This is a genomic window from Streptomyces hamibioticus, assembly GCF_047946815.1.
GTDB lineage: Bacteria > Actinomycetota > Actinomycetes > Streptomycetales > Streptomycetaceae > Streptomyces.
Window position 1 is genome coordinate 345,503 of sequence record NZ_JBKKQY010000001.1, and the last position, 14,828, is coordinate 360,330.

14 protein-coding genes are annotated in these 14,828 nt (G+C 70.5%); 9 read left to right on the plus strand and 5 right to left on the minus strand.

The annotated features are described in order from the left end of the window. Positions 1 to 319 precede the first annotated feature (319 nt). Entirely contained in the window at positions 320 to 1,090 is a 771-nt protein-coding gene (locus ACLGIH_RS01505; RefSeq protein WP_416523367.1) for an IclR family transcriptional regulator, read from the minus strand. A gap of 392 nt (positions 1,091 to 1,482) precedes the next feature. Between ACLGIH_RS01505 and ACLGIH_RS01510 the strand changes: the two genes are divergently transcribed. The 6 genes from ACLGIH_RS01510 to ACLGIH_RS01535 all read left to right on the plus strand — a co-directional run bounded on the left by ACLGIH_RS01510 (position 1,483) and on the right by ACLGIH_RS01535 (position 6,118). Next, a complete protein-coding gene (locus ACLGIH_RS01510) occupies positions 1,483 to 2,241 on the plus strand; it encodes an SDR family NAD(P)-dependent oxidoreductase (RefSeq protein ID WP_416523368.1) in 759 nt (252 codons plus the stop codon). Then, the gene (locus ACLGIH_RS01515; RefSeq protein ID WP_416523369.1) at positions 2,235 to 3,119 is read left to right on the plus strand and encodes a 3-hydroxyacyl-CoA dehydrogenase family protein; all 885 of its coding nucleotides are present in this window, start codon (positions 2,235 to 2,237) and stop codon (positions 3,117 to 3,119) included. The genes ACLGIH_RS01510 and ACLGIH_RS01515 overlap by 7 nt, the downstream gene beginning before the upstream one ends. A 45-nt stretch (positions 3,120 to 3,164) precedes the next feature. After that, complete coding sequence (locus ACLGIH_RS01520; protein ID WP_416523370.1) at positions 3,165 to 4,001, plus strand: cyclase family protein; 837 nt, start codon at positions 3,165 to 3,167, stop codon at positions 3,999 to 4,001. Then, on the plus strand, positions 3,998 to 4,354 hold the full coding sequence (locus ACLGIH_RS01525) for a beta-D-galactosidase (RefSeq protein ID WP_416523371.1): 357 nt from the start codon (positions 3,998 to 4,000) through the stop codon (positions 4,352 to 4,354). The genes ACLGIH_RS01520 and ACLGIH_RS01525 overlap by 4 nt, the downstream gene beginning before the upstream one ends. Position 4,355: 1 nt before the next feature. Then, a complete protein-coding gene (locus ACLGIH_RS01530) occupies positions 4,356 to 5,177 on the plus strand; it encodes a beta-keto acid cleavage family enzyme (protein WP_416523372.1) in 822 nt (273 codons plus the stop codon). 140 nt (positions 5,178 to 5,317) lie between these two features. After that, positions 5,318 to 6,118, plus strand: coding sequence for an IclR family transcriptional regulator (locus ACLGIH_RS01535; protein ID WP_416523373.1), 801 nt, complete (start codon positions 5,318 to 5,320; stop codon positions 6,116 to 6,118). Positions 6,119 to 6,286: 168 nt separating this feature from the next. Here ACLGIH_RS01535 and ACLGIH_RS01540 read toward each other — a convergent pair whose 3' ends face one another. The 4 genes from ACLGIH_RS01540 to ACLGIH_RS01555 all read right to left on the minus strand — a co-directional run bounded on the left by ACLGIH_RS01540 (position 6,287) and on the right by ACLGIH_RS01555 (position 11,372). Next, the gene (locus ACLGIH_RS01540; protein WP_416523374.1) at positions 6,287 to 7,639 is read right to left on the minus strand and encodes a jacalin-like lectin; all 1,353 of its coding nucleotides are present in this window, start codon (positions 7,637 to 7,639) and stop codon (positions 6,287 to 6,289) included. Between the two features lie 489 nt (positions 7,640 to 8,128). After that, on the minus strand, positions 8,129 to 9,229 hold the full coding sequence (locus ACLGIH_RS01545) for a LacI family DNA-binding transcriptional regulator (protein ID WP_416523375.1): 1,101 nt from the start codon (positions 9,227 to 9,229) through the stop codon (positions 8,129 to 8,131). A gap of 42 nt (positions 9,230 to 9,271) precedes the next feature. Next, complete coding sequence (locus tag ACLGIH_RS01550; RefSeq protein ID WP_416523376.1) at positions 9,272 to 10,153, minus strand: PfkB family carbohydrate kinase; 882 nt, start codon at positions 10,151 to 10,153, stop codon at positions 9,272 to 9,274. A gap of 217 nt (positions 10,154 to 10,370) precedes the next feature. Then, entirely contained in the window at positions 10,371 to 11,372 is a 1,002-nt protein-coding gene (locus tag ACLGIH_RS01555) for an SIS domain-containing protein (RefSeq protein WP_416523377.1), read from the minus strand. A 361-nt stretch (positions 11,373 to 11,733) separates the two neighbouring features. Here ACLGIH_RS01555 and ACLGIH_RS01560 point away from each other — a divergent pair, with 361 nt between their 5' ends. Genes ACLGIH_RS01560 through ACLGIH_RS01570 form a run of 3 tightly spaced genes read left to right on the plus strand, consistent with a single transcriptional unit; the run spans position 11,734 to position 14,798 of the window. Further along, a complete protein-coding gene (locus ACLGIH_RS01560) occupies positions 11,734 to 13,053 on the plus strand; it encodes an ABC transporter substrate-binding protein (RefSeq protein ID WP_416523378.1) in 1,320 nt (439 codons plus the stop codon). Between the two features lie 27 nt (positions 13,054 to 13,080). Further along, complete coding sequence (locus ACLGIH_RS01565; RefSeq protein WP_416523379.1) at positions 13,081 to 13,968, plus strand: carbohydrate ABC transporter permease; 888 nt, start codon at positions 13,081 to 13,083, stop codon at positions 13,966 to 13,968. Then, complete coding sequence (locus ACLGIH_RS01570; RefSeq protein ID WP_416523380.1) at positions 13,962 to 14,798, plus strand: carbohydrate ABC transporter permease; 837 nt, start codon at positions 13,962 to 13,964, stop codon at positions 14,796 to 14,798. The genes ACLGIH_RS01565 and ACLGIH_RS01570 overlap by 7 nt, the downstream gene beginning before the upstream one ends. Positions 14,799 to 14,828: the final 30 nt, after the last annotated feature.

Below are 14,828 nucleotides of genomic sequence, written 5' to 3' on the forward strand. Positions count from 1 at the left end.
AAGAGGGTGGCAGAGCCATGGCAGCACTCCGTTGTCGACTGCGTGGTGGTCGTCGACGCCCGCTGCCCGCTGGGGTCCCCACGCCGCCAGGGCGTAGGGGGAGGGTGCGGCCCCGGCGGGCCGGGCCCGGGCGTCAACGGTGCGGACCATCGTGCGGTCGTCGCCCTCGGGCCACCAGAGGTCTTTCCGGATGCCGGGAAGCAGCCGCGAAATGCCTGCCGTGCTGCCGTGGCGTACGGGCGTCAGGGCATGTCCGCAGGGTTTGCCCTGCGGACATGGCATGGGCAGGCGCTGCGCCCCGGGCGCGGGGCGCAGCGGCTCAGACCCGCGGCGTGGTCACGGCGCGGGAGATCGCCCGGGCGCTGGTACAGACGAGCCGGGCCAGCGCGTGCGGGGAGGCGCTGCCGTGGCGTACCACCAGTGAGATCGCGGCGATCACCGCACCGCCGGCGCCGTGCACCGGGGCAGCGACCGACAGGGCGTCCATCGTGACCTGGCGGTCGCTGACCGCGTAGCCATGGGTCCGTACCCCGGCCAGCATCCGCCGCAGCTCGCGCGGATCGGTGACCGTGCCCGGTGTGAAGCGTTCGAGGGGGCCGGCGAGCGCCTGCTCCTGCACCTCGGCGGGGGCGTGAGCGAGCAGTACCAGCCCGACTCCGGTGGCCGTGAGGGCGAAACGCCCGCCCACGCGCGTCAGCACCGGCACCGCACCGGATCCCGCGATGCGCTCGACGAAGACGACCTCCGTGCCCTCGCGCACCGCGAGCTGAACGTTCTCGCGGGTGATCCGGGAGAGGTCCTCCAGGTACGGCAGGGCCCGCTCGCGCAGGCCATGTCCGCGCGGCGCGAGGGAGGCGACTTCCCACAGCCGCAGGCCGACGCGGTAGTACCCTTTGTCACCGCGCTCCAGCGCTCCCCAGGCGATGAGCTCGCCGAGCATCCGGTGCACGGTCGACACCGGCAGCCCGGACCGCCGCGACAGCTGGCTCAACGTCATCTCCGGACAGTTCGCGCTGAACGCACCGAGGATCTGCAGGGCGCGGCCCAGCACAGGCCCGGTGCCCGACTCGGAGCCGCGGCGGCGGGCCATCGGGGCGCCTCCTTCGTCCGCCGCCGGTGAAGGCTCCTCATCGGCCTGCCGCGGCTCAGGTACGAGCGAGTCTTCCAAGGCGTCCTCACTGGTTCTCCGACTGTGCTCCGGTCGGCCGTCGCGGCCAGTGTGCAAGAAGGTCGGGGCCACGTCGAGACGTCGAAAGTGCCCTGTCACAGCTCTGCGCGGCACGGTGGCCGGCGCGGAGCCCGGCCCGAGGGCCGGCAGCGAGGGTCCCGGGCCGCGTGAACCCAGATTGCGCACGGCCCATTGACCACGAGCCGAACCACCCCTACGTTGAGCCGCATTACGGCACGGCTGATTCGCATCACGGAACCAAGGGGTTTCTCGTGGCACTCGCTCCTGCTGTTTCTCCTCTCGCCCGCTTCACGATGGAAAGGCGTTCGATCGTCATCACCGGCGCCACCGGCGCCCTCGGCAGCGCGGCGGCACGCGCCCTGAACGCCCTGGGCGCTCGGCTCACCCTCGCCGGCGGCAACGCCGGCAGACTCGACGCGCTGGCCGCGGAACTGGATGGCCCGGGACCGGTCGAGACCGTCGGGCGCAGGCCGGACACCCCGGACGATGCCGAGGCGATCCTCTCCGCCGCCGTGCAGACGTACGGCGCCGTGCACGGACTGCTCGTCGCCTCCGGCATGAACCACGTCGCGCCGATCACCGAGATGAGGGTCGAGGACTTCGACGCCGTGCAGTCGGCGAACGTCCGCGGCTCCTGGCTCATGTGCCAGGCGGTGGGGCGGCACATGCTCGGCCACGGCGGCGGAGGCAGCGTGGTGCTCGTCTCCTCCACCCGCGGCCGGCTGGGTCACCCCGCCGGATACTCCGCGTACTGCCCCTCCAAGGCCGCGGTCGACCTGCTCGGCCGCAGTCTCGCCGCCGAGTGGGGCGGCGCCGGGGTCCGGGTGAACGTGCTGGCTCCGACCGTGTTCCGCTCGGAGCTGACCGCATGGATGTACGAGAAGGACGAGAGGGCCACCGCGACCCGCGAGGCCATGCTCGCCCGCATCCCGCTGGGCCGGCTGGCCGAACCGGAGGACTTCGCCGGAGCGTTGATCTACCTGCTCAGCGACGCCTCCTCGTTCATGACCGGACAGGTGCTGTACCTCGACGGGGGGTACACCGCATGCTGACCGTCGCCGTCGTCGGCGCGGGGCTGATGGGCCGGGGCATAGCCGAGGTGTTCGCTTGCGCGGGCCATCCGGTACGTCTGCACGACGTCGACACCGACACGCTGCAGGGTTCGGTGGACAGCCTGCGGGACGTCGCCGGGGCCGTCGACGGCAGCACCGACCTGGCCGAAGCCGTCACGGGAGCCGGCCTCGTCGTCGAGGCCGTCGCCGAGAACCTGGACGCCAAGCGGGATCTGTTCGCCCGGCTCGACCGCCTGTTGCCCGAGGCGCTGCTCGCCAGCAACACCTCCGTGCTGCCGGTGACCAGCATCGCCGAACGCACCGCCCGTCCCGAGCGGGTGGTCGGCACCCACTGGTGGAACCCGCCCGGTCTGATTCCCGTGGTCGAGGTCGTCCGCGGGAAGCACACCAGCGAGGAGACGATGGAGCGCACCGCCGCTCTTCTGACGTCCCTCGGCAAAATGCCGGTGCGCGTCGAACGCGACGTACCGGGATTCGTCGGCAACCGTCTCCAGCACGCTCTGTGGCGGGAGGCGATGGCGCTGGTCGCGGACGGAGTGTGCACCGCGGAGACGGTCGAGACGGTGGTACGCAACACCATCGGCCTGCGGCTGGCCGCCATGGGCCCCTTGGAGAACGCCGACTACGTCGGGCTCGACCTCACCCTGGCCATCCACGAGGCCGTCCTGCCCGACCTCGACCGCTCCCCCAGTCCTTCTCCGCTGCTGCGTCAACTGGTGGCGGCGGGCCACCTGGGCGCCAAGAGCGCCCGCGGCTTCCTCACCTGGCCCGAGGGTAGCCGCGAACGGGCGGGCGCACGCCTGGCCCGGCACATCGCACGACAGCTCACCGGCCATCGGTCACCGGTCGGCCGCTGACCGTCGACGACCGGCCGACACCCCATCCACGAAAGGCGGAACCCCATGTCCCAGACCCCCTTCACCTGGCCCCTCGGGCCCAACGAGCAGGGCCTGGAGTTCTACGACCTCTCCCACCCGTGGGGGCACGGAACACCCTGCTGGCCGTACTTCGAGGACGTGAAGATCGAGCGCCTGCACAGCATGTCGAAGTCCCGCGTGCTCACCCAGAAGGTCACCACGGTCATGCACTCGGGCACCCACATCGACGCCCCCGGTCACGTCGTGGAGAACACCCCGCTCCTCGACGAGATACCGCTCAGCTCCTTCTTCGGCACGGGCGTGGTCGTGTCCATCCCCAAGAAGAAGTGGGAAGTCGTCACCGCCGCCGACCTGGAGGCGGCCACCCCGGAGATCCGCCCCGGGGACATCGTCGTCGTCAATACCGGCTGGCACCACACCTACGGCGACAACAGCGACTACTACGCCTACTCGCCCGGCTTCTACAAGGAGGCCGGCGAGTGGTTCGCCGCCAAGGGCGTCAAGGCGGTCGGCACCGACACCCAGGCACTCGACCATCCGCTGGCCACCGCCATCGGCCCGCACGGCCCCGGCGCCCCGGACGGTCTGCTGCCGTGGGCCTGCGCGGAGTACGAGACCGAGACCGGACGCAGGGTCCTGGACGACTTCCCCGAGTGGGAGCCCTGCCACCGGGCCATCCTGTCCCGGGGCATCATCGGCTTCGAGAACGTCGGCGGCGACCTGGACAAGGTCACCGGCAAGCGGGTCACCTTCGCCGCGTTCCCCTGGCGCTGGACCGGCGGCGACGGCTGCATCGTCCGCCTGGTCGCCATCGTCGACCCCACCGGCGCCTACCGGATCGAGAAGGGAGAGCGCGAATGAGCCCGATGCGCGTCACCCGGCTCGACGACGCCCCTGCCTACGAGCCGCCGCTGCACCACGGCGTCGGCGCACTGCGGCTGCAGGGCCACGAAGCCGGGCCCACCCTGCGTTTCTGGTCCGGGCTGTCGTACTACCTGCCCGGTGGAGCGGCGGACGCGGCGCCCACGGTGGAGGAGACGGTGTACGTCGTCCTCGACGGCGAACTCGTGGTCACCGCCGACGGCGACGAGGAAACGCTGCGGCCCTACGACTCCGTACACCTGGCCAAGGGCCGGATCCGCTCGGTGCAGAACCGGTCCGGGCGACCCGCCACCCTGCTCGTCACCGTCGCCCTGCCACACCAGGAGACCTGACGTGGGCGTCGTCATCACCGTCGCGCCCACCGGGCCGATCGCCACCAAGGCCGACAACCCCCACCTGCCCACCTCCCCGGAGGAAATCGCCGCAGCCGTCACCGACGCCTACCGGGCCGGCGCGTCGGTCGCCCACATCCACCTGCGCGACGAGCACCAGCGGCCCACCGCCGACCTGGAGACCGCGCGCCGGACCATGGGCCTGATCGCCGAACGCTCCCCGATCCTCGTCCAGCTCTCGACCGGAGTGGGGCTCAGCGTGCCGTTCGAGGAGCGGCAGCGGCTGGTGGAGCTGCGGCCCCGCATGGCCACCCTGAACCCCTGCTCGATGAGCTTCGGCGACGGCGAATTCCGCAACCCGCCGGACAAGGTGCGCCGCCTTGCGGCCCGCATGCGCGAGCTCGGCGTCAAACCGGAGCTGGAGATCTACGACACGGGGCACCTGGAGGCGTGCCTGCGACTGTGGAAGGAGGGCCTGCTCGCCGAACCGCTGCAGTTCTCCCTGGTCCTCGGCGTCCGCGGCGGCATGGCAGCCACCGCGGACAACCTCCTCGCCATGGTCCGCCGGCTGCCACCGGGCGCGGTCTGGCAGGTCATCGCGATCGGCCGGCACAACCTGCCGCTCACCGCGATGGGCCTGGCGCTCGGCGGCAACGCCCGCGCGGGTCTGGAGGACACTCTGCACCTGCGCAAGGACGAACTCGCCCCCGGCAATCGGCCCCTCGTCGACCGGACGATCGCCCTCGTCCACGACCTGGACGTCCCCCTCGCCGGGGTCGAGGAGACCGAGCAGCTCCTCGGCCTGCCGGATCGCACGACCTGAGGAGACACCCGAACACCCGGGACCGGGCCGCCGGAAGAATCTGGAGACCGCAAGAAAGGAGTTGCACGGACGCCGTGCCACCCGGACCGCACGCATGCGGCAGGCTGTCCGGGACACGACGTGAGAAGGGAGCACACGCCATGACGTCGGTCGACGAGCAATCAAGGCCGGGGCGCGGCAGCGCGGGCGGCATCCAGGTCATCGCACGCGCGGCAGAGGTGCTGCGCCTGCTCCAGGCAGCCCCGTCCGGCCTCACCCAGGCCGAGGTGGTCGAGCGGATCGGCCTCGCCAAGTCCACGGTCCACCGCATCCTCGGTGCTCTGGAGGCAGAGGGGCTGGTGACCGTGGCCGGCACCCGCGGGCGGTACCGACTGGGTCCCGAGATTCCCCGCATGGCCGCTTCCGTGCGGTCATCGATGATCGTCGACCTGCGTCCCCATCTCGAGGATCTGTCCCGCCGGCTCGGGGAAACGGTCGACCTGTCGATCCTCGACGACCATCAGGTGGTCTTCGTCGACCAGGTCATCGCCGACCGTCGGCTGCGCGCGGTCAGCGCGGTCGGCACCGGCTTCCCCCTGCACTGCTGCGCCCCCGGCAAGGCACTGCTCGCCGCCCTGCCGGCGGCCGCGCTCGAGCACGCCCTGCCGCAGCGGCTCACCGCCGAAACCCCGCACACCCTCACCACCCGCCCCGCGCTGCACCGCGAGCTCGACGGCATCCGCCGCACGGGCGTCGCCTTCGACCGCGAGGAGCACACCCTGGGCATCTGCGCGGCCGGCGTCGCCGTCCGCACCGCGGCCTGGGGCACCGCGGCCATCAGCGTGCCCACCCCGACGCAGCGCTTCGCGGGGCGCGAAGGGGCGATCACCGATGCCCTGTTGCAGGCCAGGGACCGCATCGAAACGGACTTCGGCGTCTTGCAGACGGCTTCGCCTTCATGAGTGGCGATTCCTTGGCCGTCCCTCCTCGGGGCCGCCCTCATCGCGATGTTCCAGTGCCACGACCCGGCCGTGTACGGGGCCACTGCGCCGGCCCCGCTACGCCACCCGGCCGGAAGCTGTGCAACGGGGAAGCAGGCGGCAGCCGATGCTCCGCATCGGCTGCCGCAATCAGCGGATCGGGGCGTACAGCACTCCCAGTTTGTCGATCTCGCTGCCCGAGCGGCCGGTGAAGCCGACGATCCGCCAGCCGGGCGGGGCGGTGAAGGTGACGGCGTCCGTCGTCGCCGTACCGGCGGAGAGGGTGCGGCCCCGGTCCGTGGTGAACGCCGCCGAGAAGATCCGGGTGCGGCCGTCCTTCTGGCTCCGCGTCAGCCTGACGGAGGTGAGGTGCTCGCCGGTGGCCAGGGTGAGGGAGGCGGCGGTGCCGCCCGTGCCTCCGTGGGTGAGCGTCGTACCCCCGTCGTGGGTGAGGGAGACGGCGTCCAGCCGGGAGGCGCCGCGCAGGGTGAGGGTGCGCGGGGCGGGCGTGGCCGGGAGGTCGTCGGCGTCGTTGAAGGCGGTGCCGTGCGGGCCGCCGAAGAAGTCACTGGCGCGCAGGGCCGGGGCCGGGGTGTAGGTGAAGTCGACCACGTGGGGGAAGTGGTCGGAGAGGTGCTTGCCGTCGGAGCGGAGGAAGGACCGCCACTCGTTGTGGTAGCGGGTGGCGGTCAGGGTGAGGAGCCTGCTGCCACGGTAGAGGACCTTGTCGACGACCTCGCAGTCGTCGGCGGGGGCGGCGGCGTCGCAGAGCAGCGGGTCGCTGCCCTGGGCGGGGGGTGTGCCGCCCTTGACCAGGCGCACCCAGGCGTCGGTCAGGCCGTTCTCGGTGACCAGTGTGCGGATGTTGTCACCGGCGCGGGTGTAGCGGGTGTTGGTGTCGCCCATGACGATCACGGCGTTGCCCGCGGAGTTGGCCTTGATGAAACCGGAGAGCTGCTGGATGTTGGCGCGGCGGGCGGCGAGGGCGTCCTCGGTGGCGTCGGCGTTGGTGTGCACGTTGTAGAGGTCGACGAAGACGCCCTCGGCGAGCCGGACCCGGGCCAGTGAGAAGCCCTTGGGGGTCAGGCAGTTGGTGCCGGTGCAGTTGTTCCACCGGACCCGCTGGAAGTCCTCGAAGCGGTGGTCGGAGAGGGTGTTGAGGCCGTCGCCGATCGCGGCGCCGCCGCTGGTCGCAGTGCGGTACGGGTGGGTGTCGTGGGCGTAGAGCGACGCGTGGTAGTTGAAGTCCTCCTGGACGTTCACGATGTCGTAGGGGCCGAGGCGCTGTCCGATCAGCGGTGTGTTCGTGGCCGGGTCGCTGTCGCCGAGGCCGAGGGGGAGGCCCGCGATGTTGTAGGTGAGAGTGGTGAACGTCCCGCCCGTGCTTGTGGCCGGCGTGGTGGTCGTGGTTGCTGTGGTGGTCGCCTGGGCGGGGGCCGGGTTGGCGGTGAGTCCGGTGACGGCCAGCGCGGCGGTGGCGAGTGTGCCGCCGATGCGGCTCATGAGTCTTCTCACGGGGATACGGCTCCGGTGTGCGGGGAGGGAGACGAACGCTGCTCAGGTTTCCCGACCTTGGTGTCAACCGGCTTGCCTGACAAGGGGCGTTGCGGAAACTGCGCACGACGGGACGAGCGGCCGCGTCCGGGGCACCTGATACTCACCACCAGGCCGCTCGAACTTCACCCTCCGCCCTGATCCGCCTCACGCGGCGCAGCGAGCCCGCAGCAGACGGCCGCGGACGACAGCGGCTTCCAGACCTCCGGCTGGAGACGGGCACGTTTCTGCTGCTGCGACGACGCACGGATCACCGGCGTCACCTCGCGGCTGCACTCGGTCCGGGACGCGGCCGGGGACGGCTTCGGCCGGCCGGCGACGTTCCCGGTGGTGCGGATCGACCACGGCGAACCGGATCACCGGTCGGGGGACGGCGGCGGGCCGTGGGATGCCACGGCCGCGGAACCGACTCGAGGAGGACACAGGGCTGCCAAGCCCTCAGGACCGGCCGGGCGGCGGGGCCACCGACGAGCGTTCCACGAGGTGGGTGCGCAGCGTGTGCACCTCGCGGCGGGGTTCGGCTCCTTCGAGGACGTCGAGCAGTACCTCGGCGGCCTTCGATCCGAGTTGGTGCACCGGCTGTTCGATCATGGTCAACGGTGGCACCATGACCGCGGCCCAGGCACTGTCGTCGAACCCGATCAGGGACACATCGCGGGGGCAGGACAACTCCCGTGCGCGAATGGCGCGCAGCGCACCGGTGACGCCGTCGGTCTCGGTGCAGAAGAGTGCGGTGACGCGGTCGGGGAGACCGAGCATCCGGGCGACCTCCTGAGCCGCCCGGTCCTCCACCTTCGGTCCGACCATCACCAGCTCGGGGTCGAAGGGGATGCCCGCGTCGTCGAGGGCGTCCAGGTACCCGCACAGGCGCTCCCCGTCGGTCCACAGGTTCCGGGACGCTGCGGCGATCAGTTCCCGCCGGGTCGCGGGAGGCTCGTCCACCGGCGGCCCCCAGACGAATCCGATGCGCCGGTGACCGGCCGCGATGAGCTTCTCGACCGCCTCGCGCGCCGCGTCCCGGTTGTCGATGACGACGGCGTCCAGTTCGAGCGAGGAGACCGCACGGTCGACGAGGACCACGGGGATTCCGCGGTCGAGGGCCGTGCGGATGTGGCCGACCGAGGAGCGGTCCACCGCGGCCGACGCGACGATCATGCCGTCGACGCGCTTGTCGATCAGGACGTTGGCCGCCGCGACCTCCTCGTCGAGTCGCTCGTACGTACTCAGGACCAGCGTGTCGAATCCGCGGGCGCGGGAGGTGTCGCAGATACCGCGTACGACGCCCGCGAAGAACGGGTTGCCGATGTCCGCGACGATGACCCCGAGGGTGTGGGTCACGCCTGTGGACATGCTGCGGGCCAACGCGTTCGCGCGGTAGCCGAGCTTCTCGGCCGCGGCGAGCACCCGCTCCCTCAACTCGGGGCTGACGTATCCGTATCCGCCGAGCGTGCGGGCAGCGGTCGCCCTGCCGACTCCGGCCTCCGCGGCCACCTCGGAGATCGTCGGGGGCCCCGGCGCGCGGGACCGCTCTCCTGACATCGCTCGGTACCTCACTTCTCGTGGTCGACGGCTGTCCACATGCTAGACACCCGCCGGTCGGCCGGTGGGCCGGCCACGGCCGAATGCCGCCTCGGTGAAGCACTGGTCGTGCGCGGCCTCCGCCCCGTCGCGCAACGCGCGCTGCAGCCGGTGGCGGTCCGGCGGGCTCGACCTTCGCCAGCCCGCGCGCAGCAGCGAGACCACGAAACCGGCGAGGAAGGCGTCACCGCAGCCCATCGTGTCGACGAGCGACGTCTCGTCGTCCAGGGGGCGCGCCGGCGCCGCCACGGTGGTGCGGCCGTCGTGCGCGACGGCGCCCTCGGCGCCGCGGGTGGCGAGCGCGAGCCCGGCTCCGCGGCCCACCGTCTCGGCCAGCAGGTCCCGGGTGGCCGCGTCGTCCAGGTGGGAACAGGACAGCAGCACGAGGTCGGCATGGGGACAGATCCGGTCCAGGTACCCGGGCGTACGGAACTCCGCCTCGCTGGAAAGGTCGAAGGACGTGAGCGTGCCGAGCGCGGCGAGCTTCGGCAGCTCGCGCTCGCTGCCCGAGTACACGCTGGAGTGCACCAGGTCGAAGGAGGACACGTAGTCGAGCAGGCCGCCGTCGAGGACGAGGGGCTCGCGGACGGTGACGCCGCCTCCGTTCCAGCCGAGGAAGACACGGTCGCCGGCGTCGACCCGCAGGGTGGACACGCCGCTCTCGCCGGCGCGCACGGCGCAGCGGTCGACGGCCACCCCGGTGTCCGCGATGGCCTCGCGCAGGAAGTCGCCGAGGGCGTCGTCACCGAACACCCCCAGGTAGGCCGCCTCCAGGCCGAGGCGTCTGGCGTAGACGGCCACGTTCACGCTGTTGCCGCCCGGGTAGTCGATGCCGCGGTCGACGAACCGATCGACGATGTTGTCGCCGAAGCCGAGGACTCTCATGGGTTCTCCTGTGCGCTGACCGGCACGCCACGGGCCGGGGCACGGACGGGCGCCCGGCACCTGGCTCGGTGCCGGGCGGGTGCGGACTGCGGACTGCGGAATCGGGACGGCGGCCGTACGCCACGTGCTCGCGCGGGACGCGACGGACACGCCGGGACGCGCCGGTCGCTGCCCCCGCCGGAGTTCTCCCTGGAGCGGCAGCGACGGGCCGCGCGTCTCAGTAGTCCATGACCCGGTAGTAGCGGCGCAGGTCCAACGAGTGGCCACGCACCTTCTCCAGGTGCTTGCTGACCCGCCCCATGACGGTGTCGAGCACCAACGGCGCGAGCAGACCGCGGAACTCCGGGCTGATGCCGGCCAGCGCGTAGTCACGGGTGTCGAAGACGGTCACGTCGCGGGAGACGCGCTTGGCGAATGCCTCGGCCCGGTCGGTGAGGGCGCGTGTCTCGTCCTCGCCCTGGAAGACGAGCACGCTCGTGTCCTCTTCGAGGAGTTCCAGCGAGCCGTGGAAGAACTCGGCGCTGTGCACCCGGGTGGTGCGCAGCCACTGCATCTCCTCGAGGATGCACATGGAATACAGGTAGGTGAATCCCCACAGGTTCCCCCCGCCGACCAGGAAGTGGTAGTCGGTGTCCTTGTGGGCCTCGGCGAAGGCGGCGGCCGTCGGCTCGGCCTGCCGCGCCACGTCGAGGAGGACGCCGGGCAGTCCGGCGAGTTCGTCGGCGAGCTTGTCATACCCCTCGAACTCGCCTCGGCGCGCGAGAAGGCGGCCCATGAACAGCAGCATCTGCGGGTCGAAGGGCCAGGCCTTCGGTTCGGACACGAGGGCGACGTCCACGCTCCGGGCCACGGGAGAGTCGGGGTAGCCCGTGAAGCCGACGGTGCGCACGCCCTTCGCCTTGCAGTACTCGATGGCCCGGAGGCTGTCCTCGGTGGTGCCCGACACCGAGGTGAAGACGGCGACCGAGCGCTCGCCGAGCGACGCTTCACCGCCGGTGACCAGTTCCGCCGCGATGACGGCGTGGACGGGAAGCGTCGAGGTGCGGCGCGCGAGCCGCTCGTACGGCCACATCTGGGCGTAGGTGCCGCCGGCGCCGACGAGGAAGAGGTTGTCGAAGCCTTCGTCCGTGAGGCGGTCGGCGAGTTCCTCGATCCGGGGGCGCAGGGCCACCGTGCTCGCCAGCTGGGAGAGGAATTCCGGCTCGTCGAATCCGAGCATCTTCGCGTCCTTTCGGGAACGGGTGCGGCTGGCGGCGCTGAGCGACCTGATACCGGTATCACGCGGGCCACACGCTGACACAGCGCACTGATGCCGTCAACAGCGATGCGCCGCCCATCGACTGACGGCGCGCCGAAAGAACCTCATTCACCAGCGTATTCATTCTTCCTTCGGAGAATGCGGCCACCCGGACCCAGCCCGCCCCACACCTGCCACAAGAAGATCTTGGCTCCCACTCTGGTACCGGTATCAGTTTCTCTGTACAGTCGCCGCACGCCAGCGGCCGTCCCGGCGGACACCCGCAGCGGATCCGACGTGCCCGCGCCTTCGGCGGGCCCGCCCACTCGACGAAAGGAAGCCCATGCGCGCACGTGCACGGACGCGGTCCGCGGCACTCCTCGGGGCCTCGGTACTCGTCCTCACCGGCTGCTTCACCGGTCCGGCGCAGGGTCCCGCGGCCGACGTGACCGCGAAGCCGGAGTACTCCGGCACCCTGAGCGTTCTCACCAAGTTCGCGGGCGAGCCCCTGGAGCCCTACTTCGAGGACCTCGCCGCCGCCTACGAGCGCAGGCACCCGAAGGTGGATGTCGAGCTGATCCAGGAGACCGACCAGAGCATCAAGGACAAGACCAAGACGCTCACCGCGTCCGACGCCCTGCCCGACATCTACTTCACGTGGACCGGCAACTGGGCGGAGAACTTCATCCGCGGAGGCCGTGCCGCCGACCTGACGAAGGTGATCGGACCGGGCACCGCATGGGGCGGGACCTTCAGCGAGTCGTCCCTGAAGGCGTTCTCCCACGACGGCCGCTACTACGGCGTTCCGCTGTACAACAACGGCAAGTTCATGGGCTACAACAAGTCCGCCTTCGACAAGGCCGGTGTCGAGGTGCCCAGGACCTTCGAAGAACTCCTCGCCGCCTGCCCCGGCCTGCGTGAGGCCGGCTACGAACCGATCGCCTTCGGCAACAAGGACGGCTGGCCCGCCCTGCACTACCTCCAGCAGCTCTTCGCCCACAACGTGCCGACCGACGTCCGAGAGGCCGACTACGACCCGAAGACCGCCACCTGGGACCACCCGGGTTACCTTGCCGCGCTCAAGCAGTTCACGACCCTGGTGTCCGGCTGCACCGACACCGGACGCGGCACCAACGGCGTCCTCTACACCTCGGCGCAGGAAGCCTTCGCGCAGGGCAGCGCCGCCATGTACTACCAGGAGATCCTGGAGTTCGACAGCACCACGTCCGGCGCCACCCTCACGCCGGAGGACCTCGGCATCTTCCCGCTGCCCGCCGCCGCAGGAGCCGAGGGAGACCCGGAAGTCGTCGAAGGGGCACCCGAGGGGTACTTCGTCAACGCCCGGTCGCCGCGGGCCGCTCTCGCCGTCGACTTCATGAAGTTCGTGACCAGCTCCGCCAACGCCAGGACCCTGTCCGCCCCGCCCTACGGCCAGCCGAGCACCGTGGCCGGCGCGGTGACGTCCCGGACGTCCAGCAAGGCCGTTCAGGAAGGCATCGGCCTGGTCAACAAGGCACCCCGGCTGGCGGGCTGGCTGGACATGGTCACCACGCCCGAGGTCGCCGACGCGTGGCTGGCGGGCGGCGAGGCGCTCATCAGCGGCAGCAGGACACCCGAGCAGGTCATGGACAGCGTGCGCCGCGCATCCGAATCCGCCAGGTGACCGGCGCGTTGGAAGGGAACCAATCCGGTGCGCACTGTGTACCGAAGAGCAGCCGGGCTCCTGTGGATCGTGCCGGCCCTCGTCCTGCTCTCCGTCTTCGTCTACCTCCCGCTCGTCCAGAACTTCGGATACTCCGCGCTGACGTGGGACATCTACAGCAGCGACCAGGAGTTCGTCGGCCTGGACAACTACCGCGACCTGTTCGGTGACCCGGTCTTCTGGACTTCCTTCACCAACAACCTCTGGTACGCCCTGCTGTCGGTCGTCTTCCAGGTGTTCGGCGCCCTGCTGCTCGCCGCCCTCATCGAGAGCATCCGCAGTACTCGGTGGCAGCGCGCCCTCCGGACGGTCTACTTCATCCCTTCCGCGATCTCCCTGACCGTCGCGGGACTGCTCTTCTACTTCATCTACGAGCCCAACCTCGGCCTGCTCAACCACGCTCTCGAGGCGGCCGGACCCGGCTCGTTCGACCACGCGTGGCTGGGCCATGAGAGCACGGCGATGACAGCGGTCATCGCGATGAGCCAGTGGCAGGGCTTCGGGTACTCGACGCTGCTGTTCGCCGTCGCCATCCAGCGCATCCCCGCCGAGCTGTACGAGGCGGCCGCGCTCGACGGCGTCGGCCCCCTCCGCCGCTTCTTCCAGGTGACCCTCCCGCTCGTGCGGGAGATGACCGGCCTGATGGTCATGGTCACCGTGTCGGGCGCCTTCCAGGTGTTCAACGAGGTCATGGTGATGACCAGCGGCGGACCCGACAACTCGACCCACGTGCTCGGCACGTGGCTGTACCGCAACGGCTTCGTACGCAACGACTTCGGCTACGCCGCGGCCATCGGCACCGTGATCTTCGTGATCACCCTCACGATCGCGATGGCGCAGCTGTGGTTCACCCGTAGAAGAAGGGTGGAATGGTGAGCCGGCTCGGCTTCCTCGGCGTGATCGCGCGCCTGTTCATGTGGGCCTTTCTGCTGGGTCTCGCGGTGGTGGTGCTGTACCCGCTCCTGTGGATGGTGCTGAACGGGTTCAAGTCCAACGCCGAACTCTTCGGCAACCCCTTCGCCTTCCCCACCGACTTCGGATTCGACAACTACCGCGACGCCTGGAACCGCGGTGTCAGCAACTACCTCGCTACCAGCGTCCTGGTCACGGTGACGTCCACCGTCGCGACCGTCTTCATCAGCGCATGGGCGGCGTACGGGCTCACTCGGGTGAACATTCCACTCAACAAGGTGCTCACCGCTGTCATCCTCGGCGGCCTCATGCTCACCCCGACCGTCGCCCTCGTTCCGCTGGTGCGCATGTTCCAGTCGGTCGGTCTGTACAACAGCTTCTGGGCACTGCTCATCCTCTACACGGCCTTCCGCGTCCCCTTCACCACCTTCCTCATCCGCGCCTACATGATCGACCTGCCGCGCGAGGTGGACGAGGCGGCGCAGATCGACGGTGCCGGCCGCTGGACGGCGTTCTGGCGGATCATCCTGCCGATGTGCAAGCCCATCATCACGTCCACCGTCCTGCTGCACGTGCTCTTCGCGTGGAACGAGTACCTGTTCGCCATGGTGTTCACCAACGGCAGCGACGTGCAGACCCTGCCGGTCGGCCTGACCAGCCTGATGAGCAAGCACGGCACCGACTTTCCCGTCGTGTTCGCCGGCATGGTGGTCGCCGCGGTCCCGGTCGTCCTCCTGTTCCTCTTCGGCCAGCGCTACATCGTCAAGGGACTCGCCGACGGCATCGGCAAGTGAGCGACTCCCCCGCGTACGAACTGAACGACT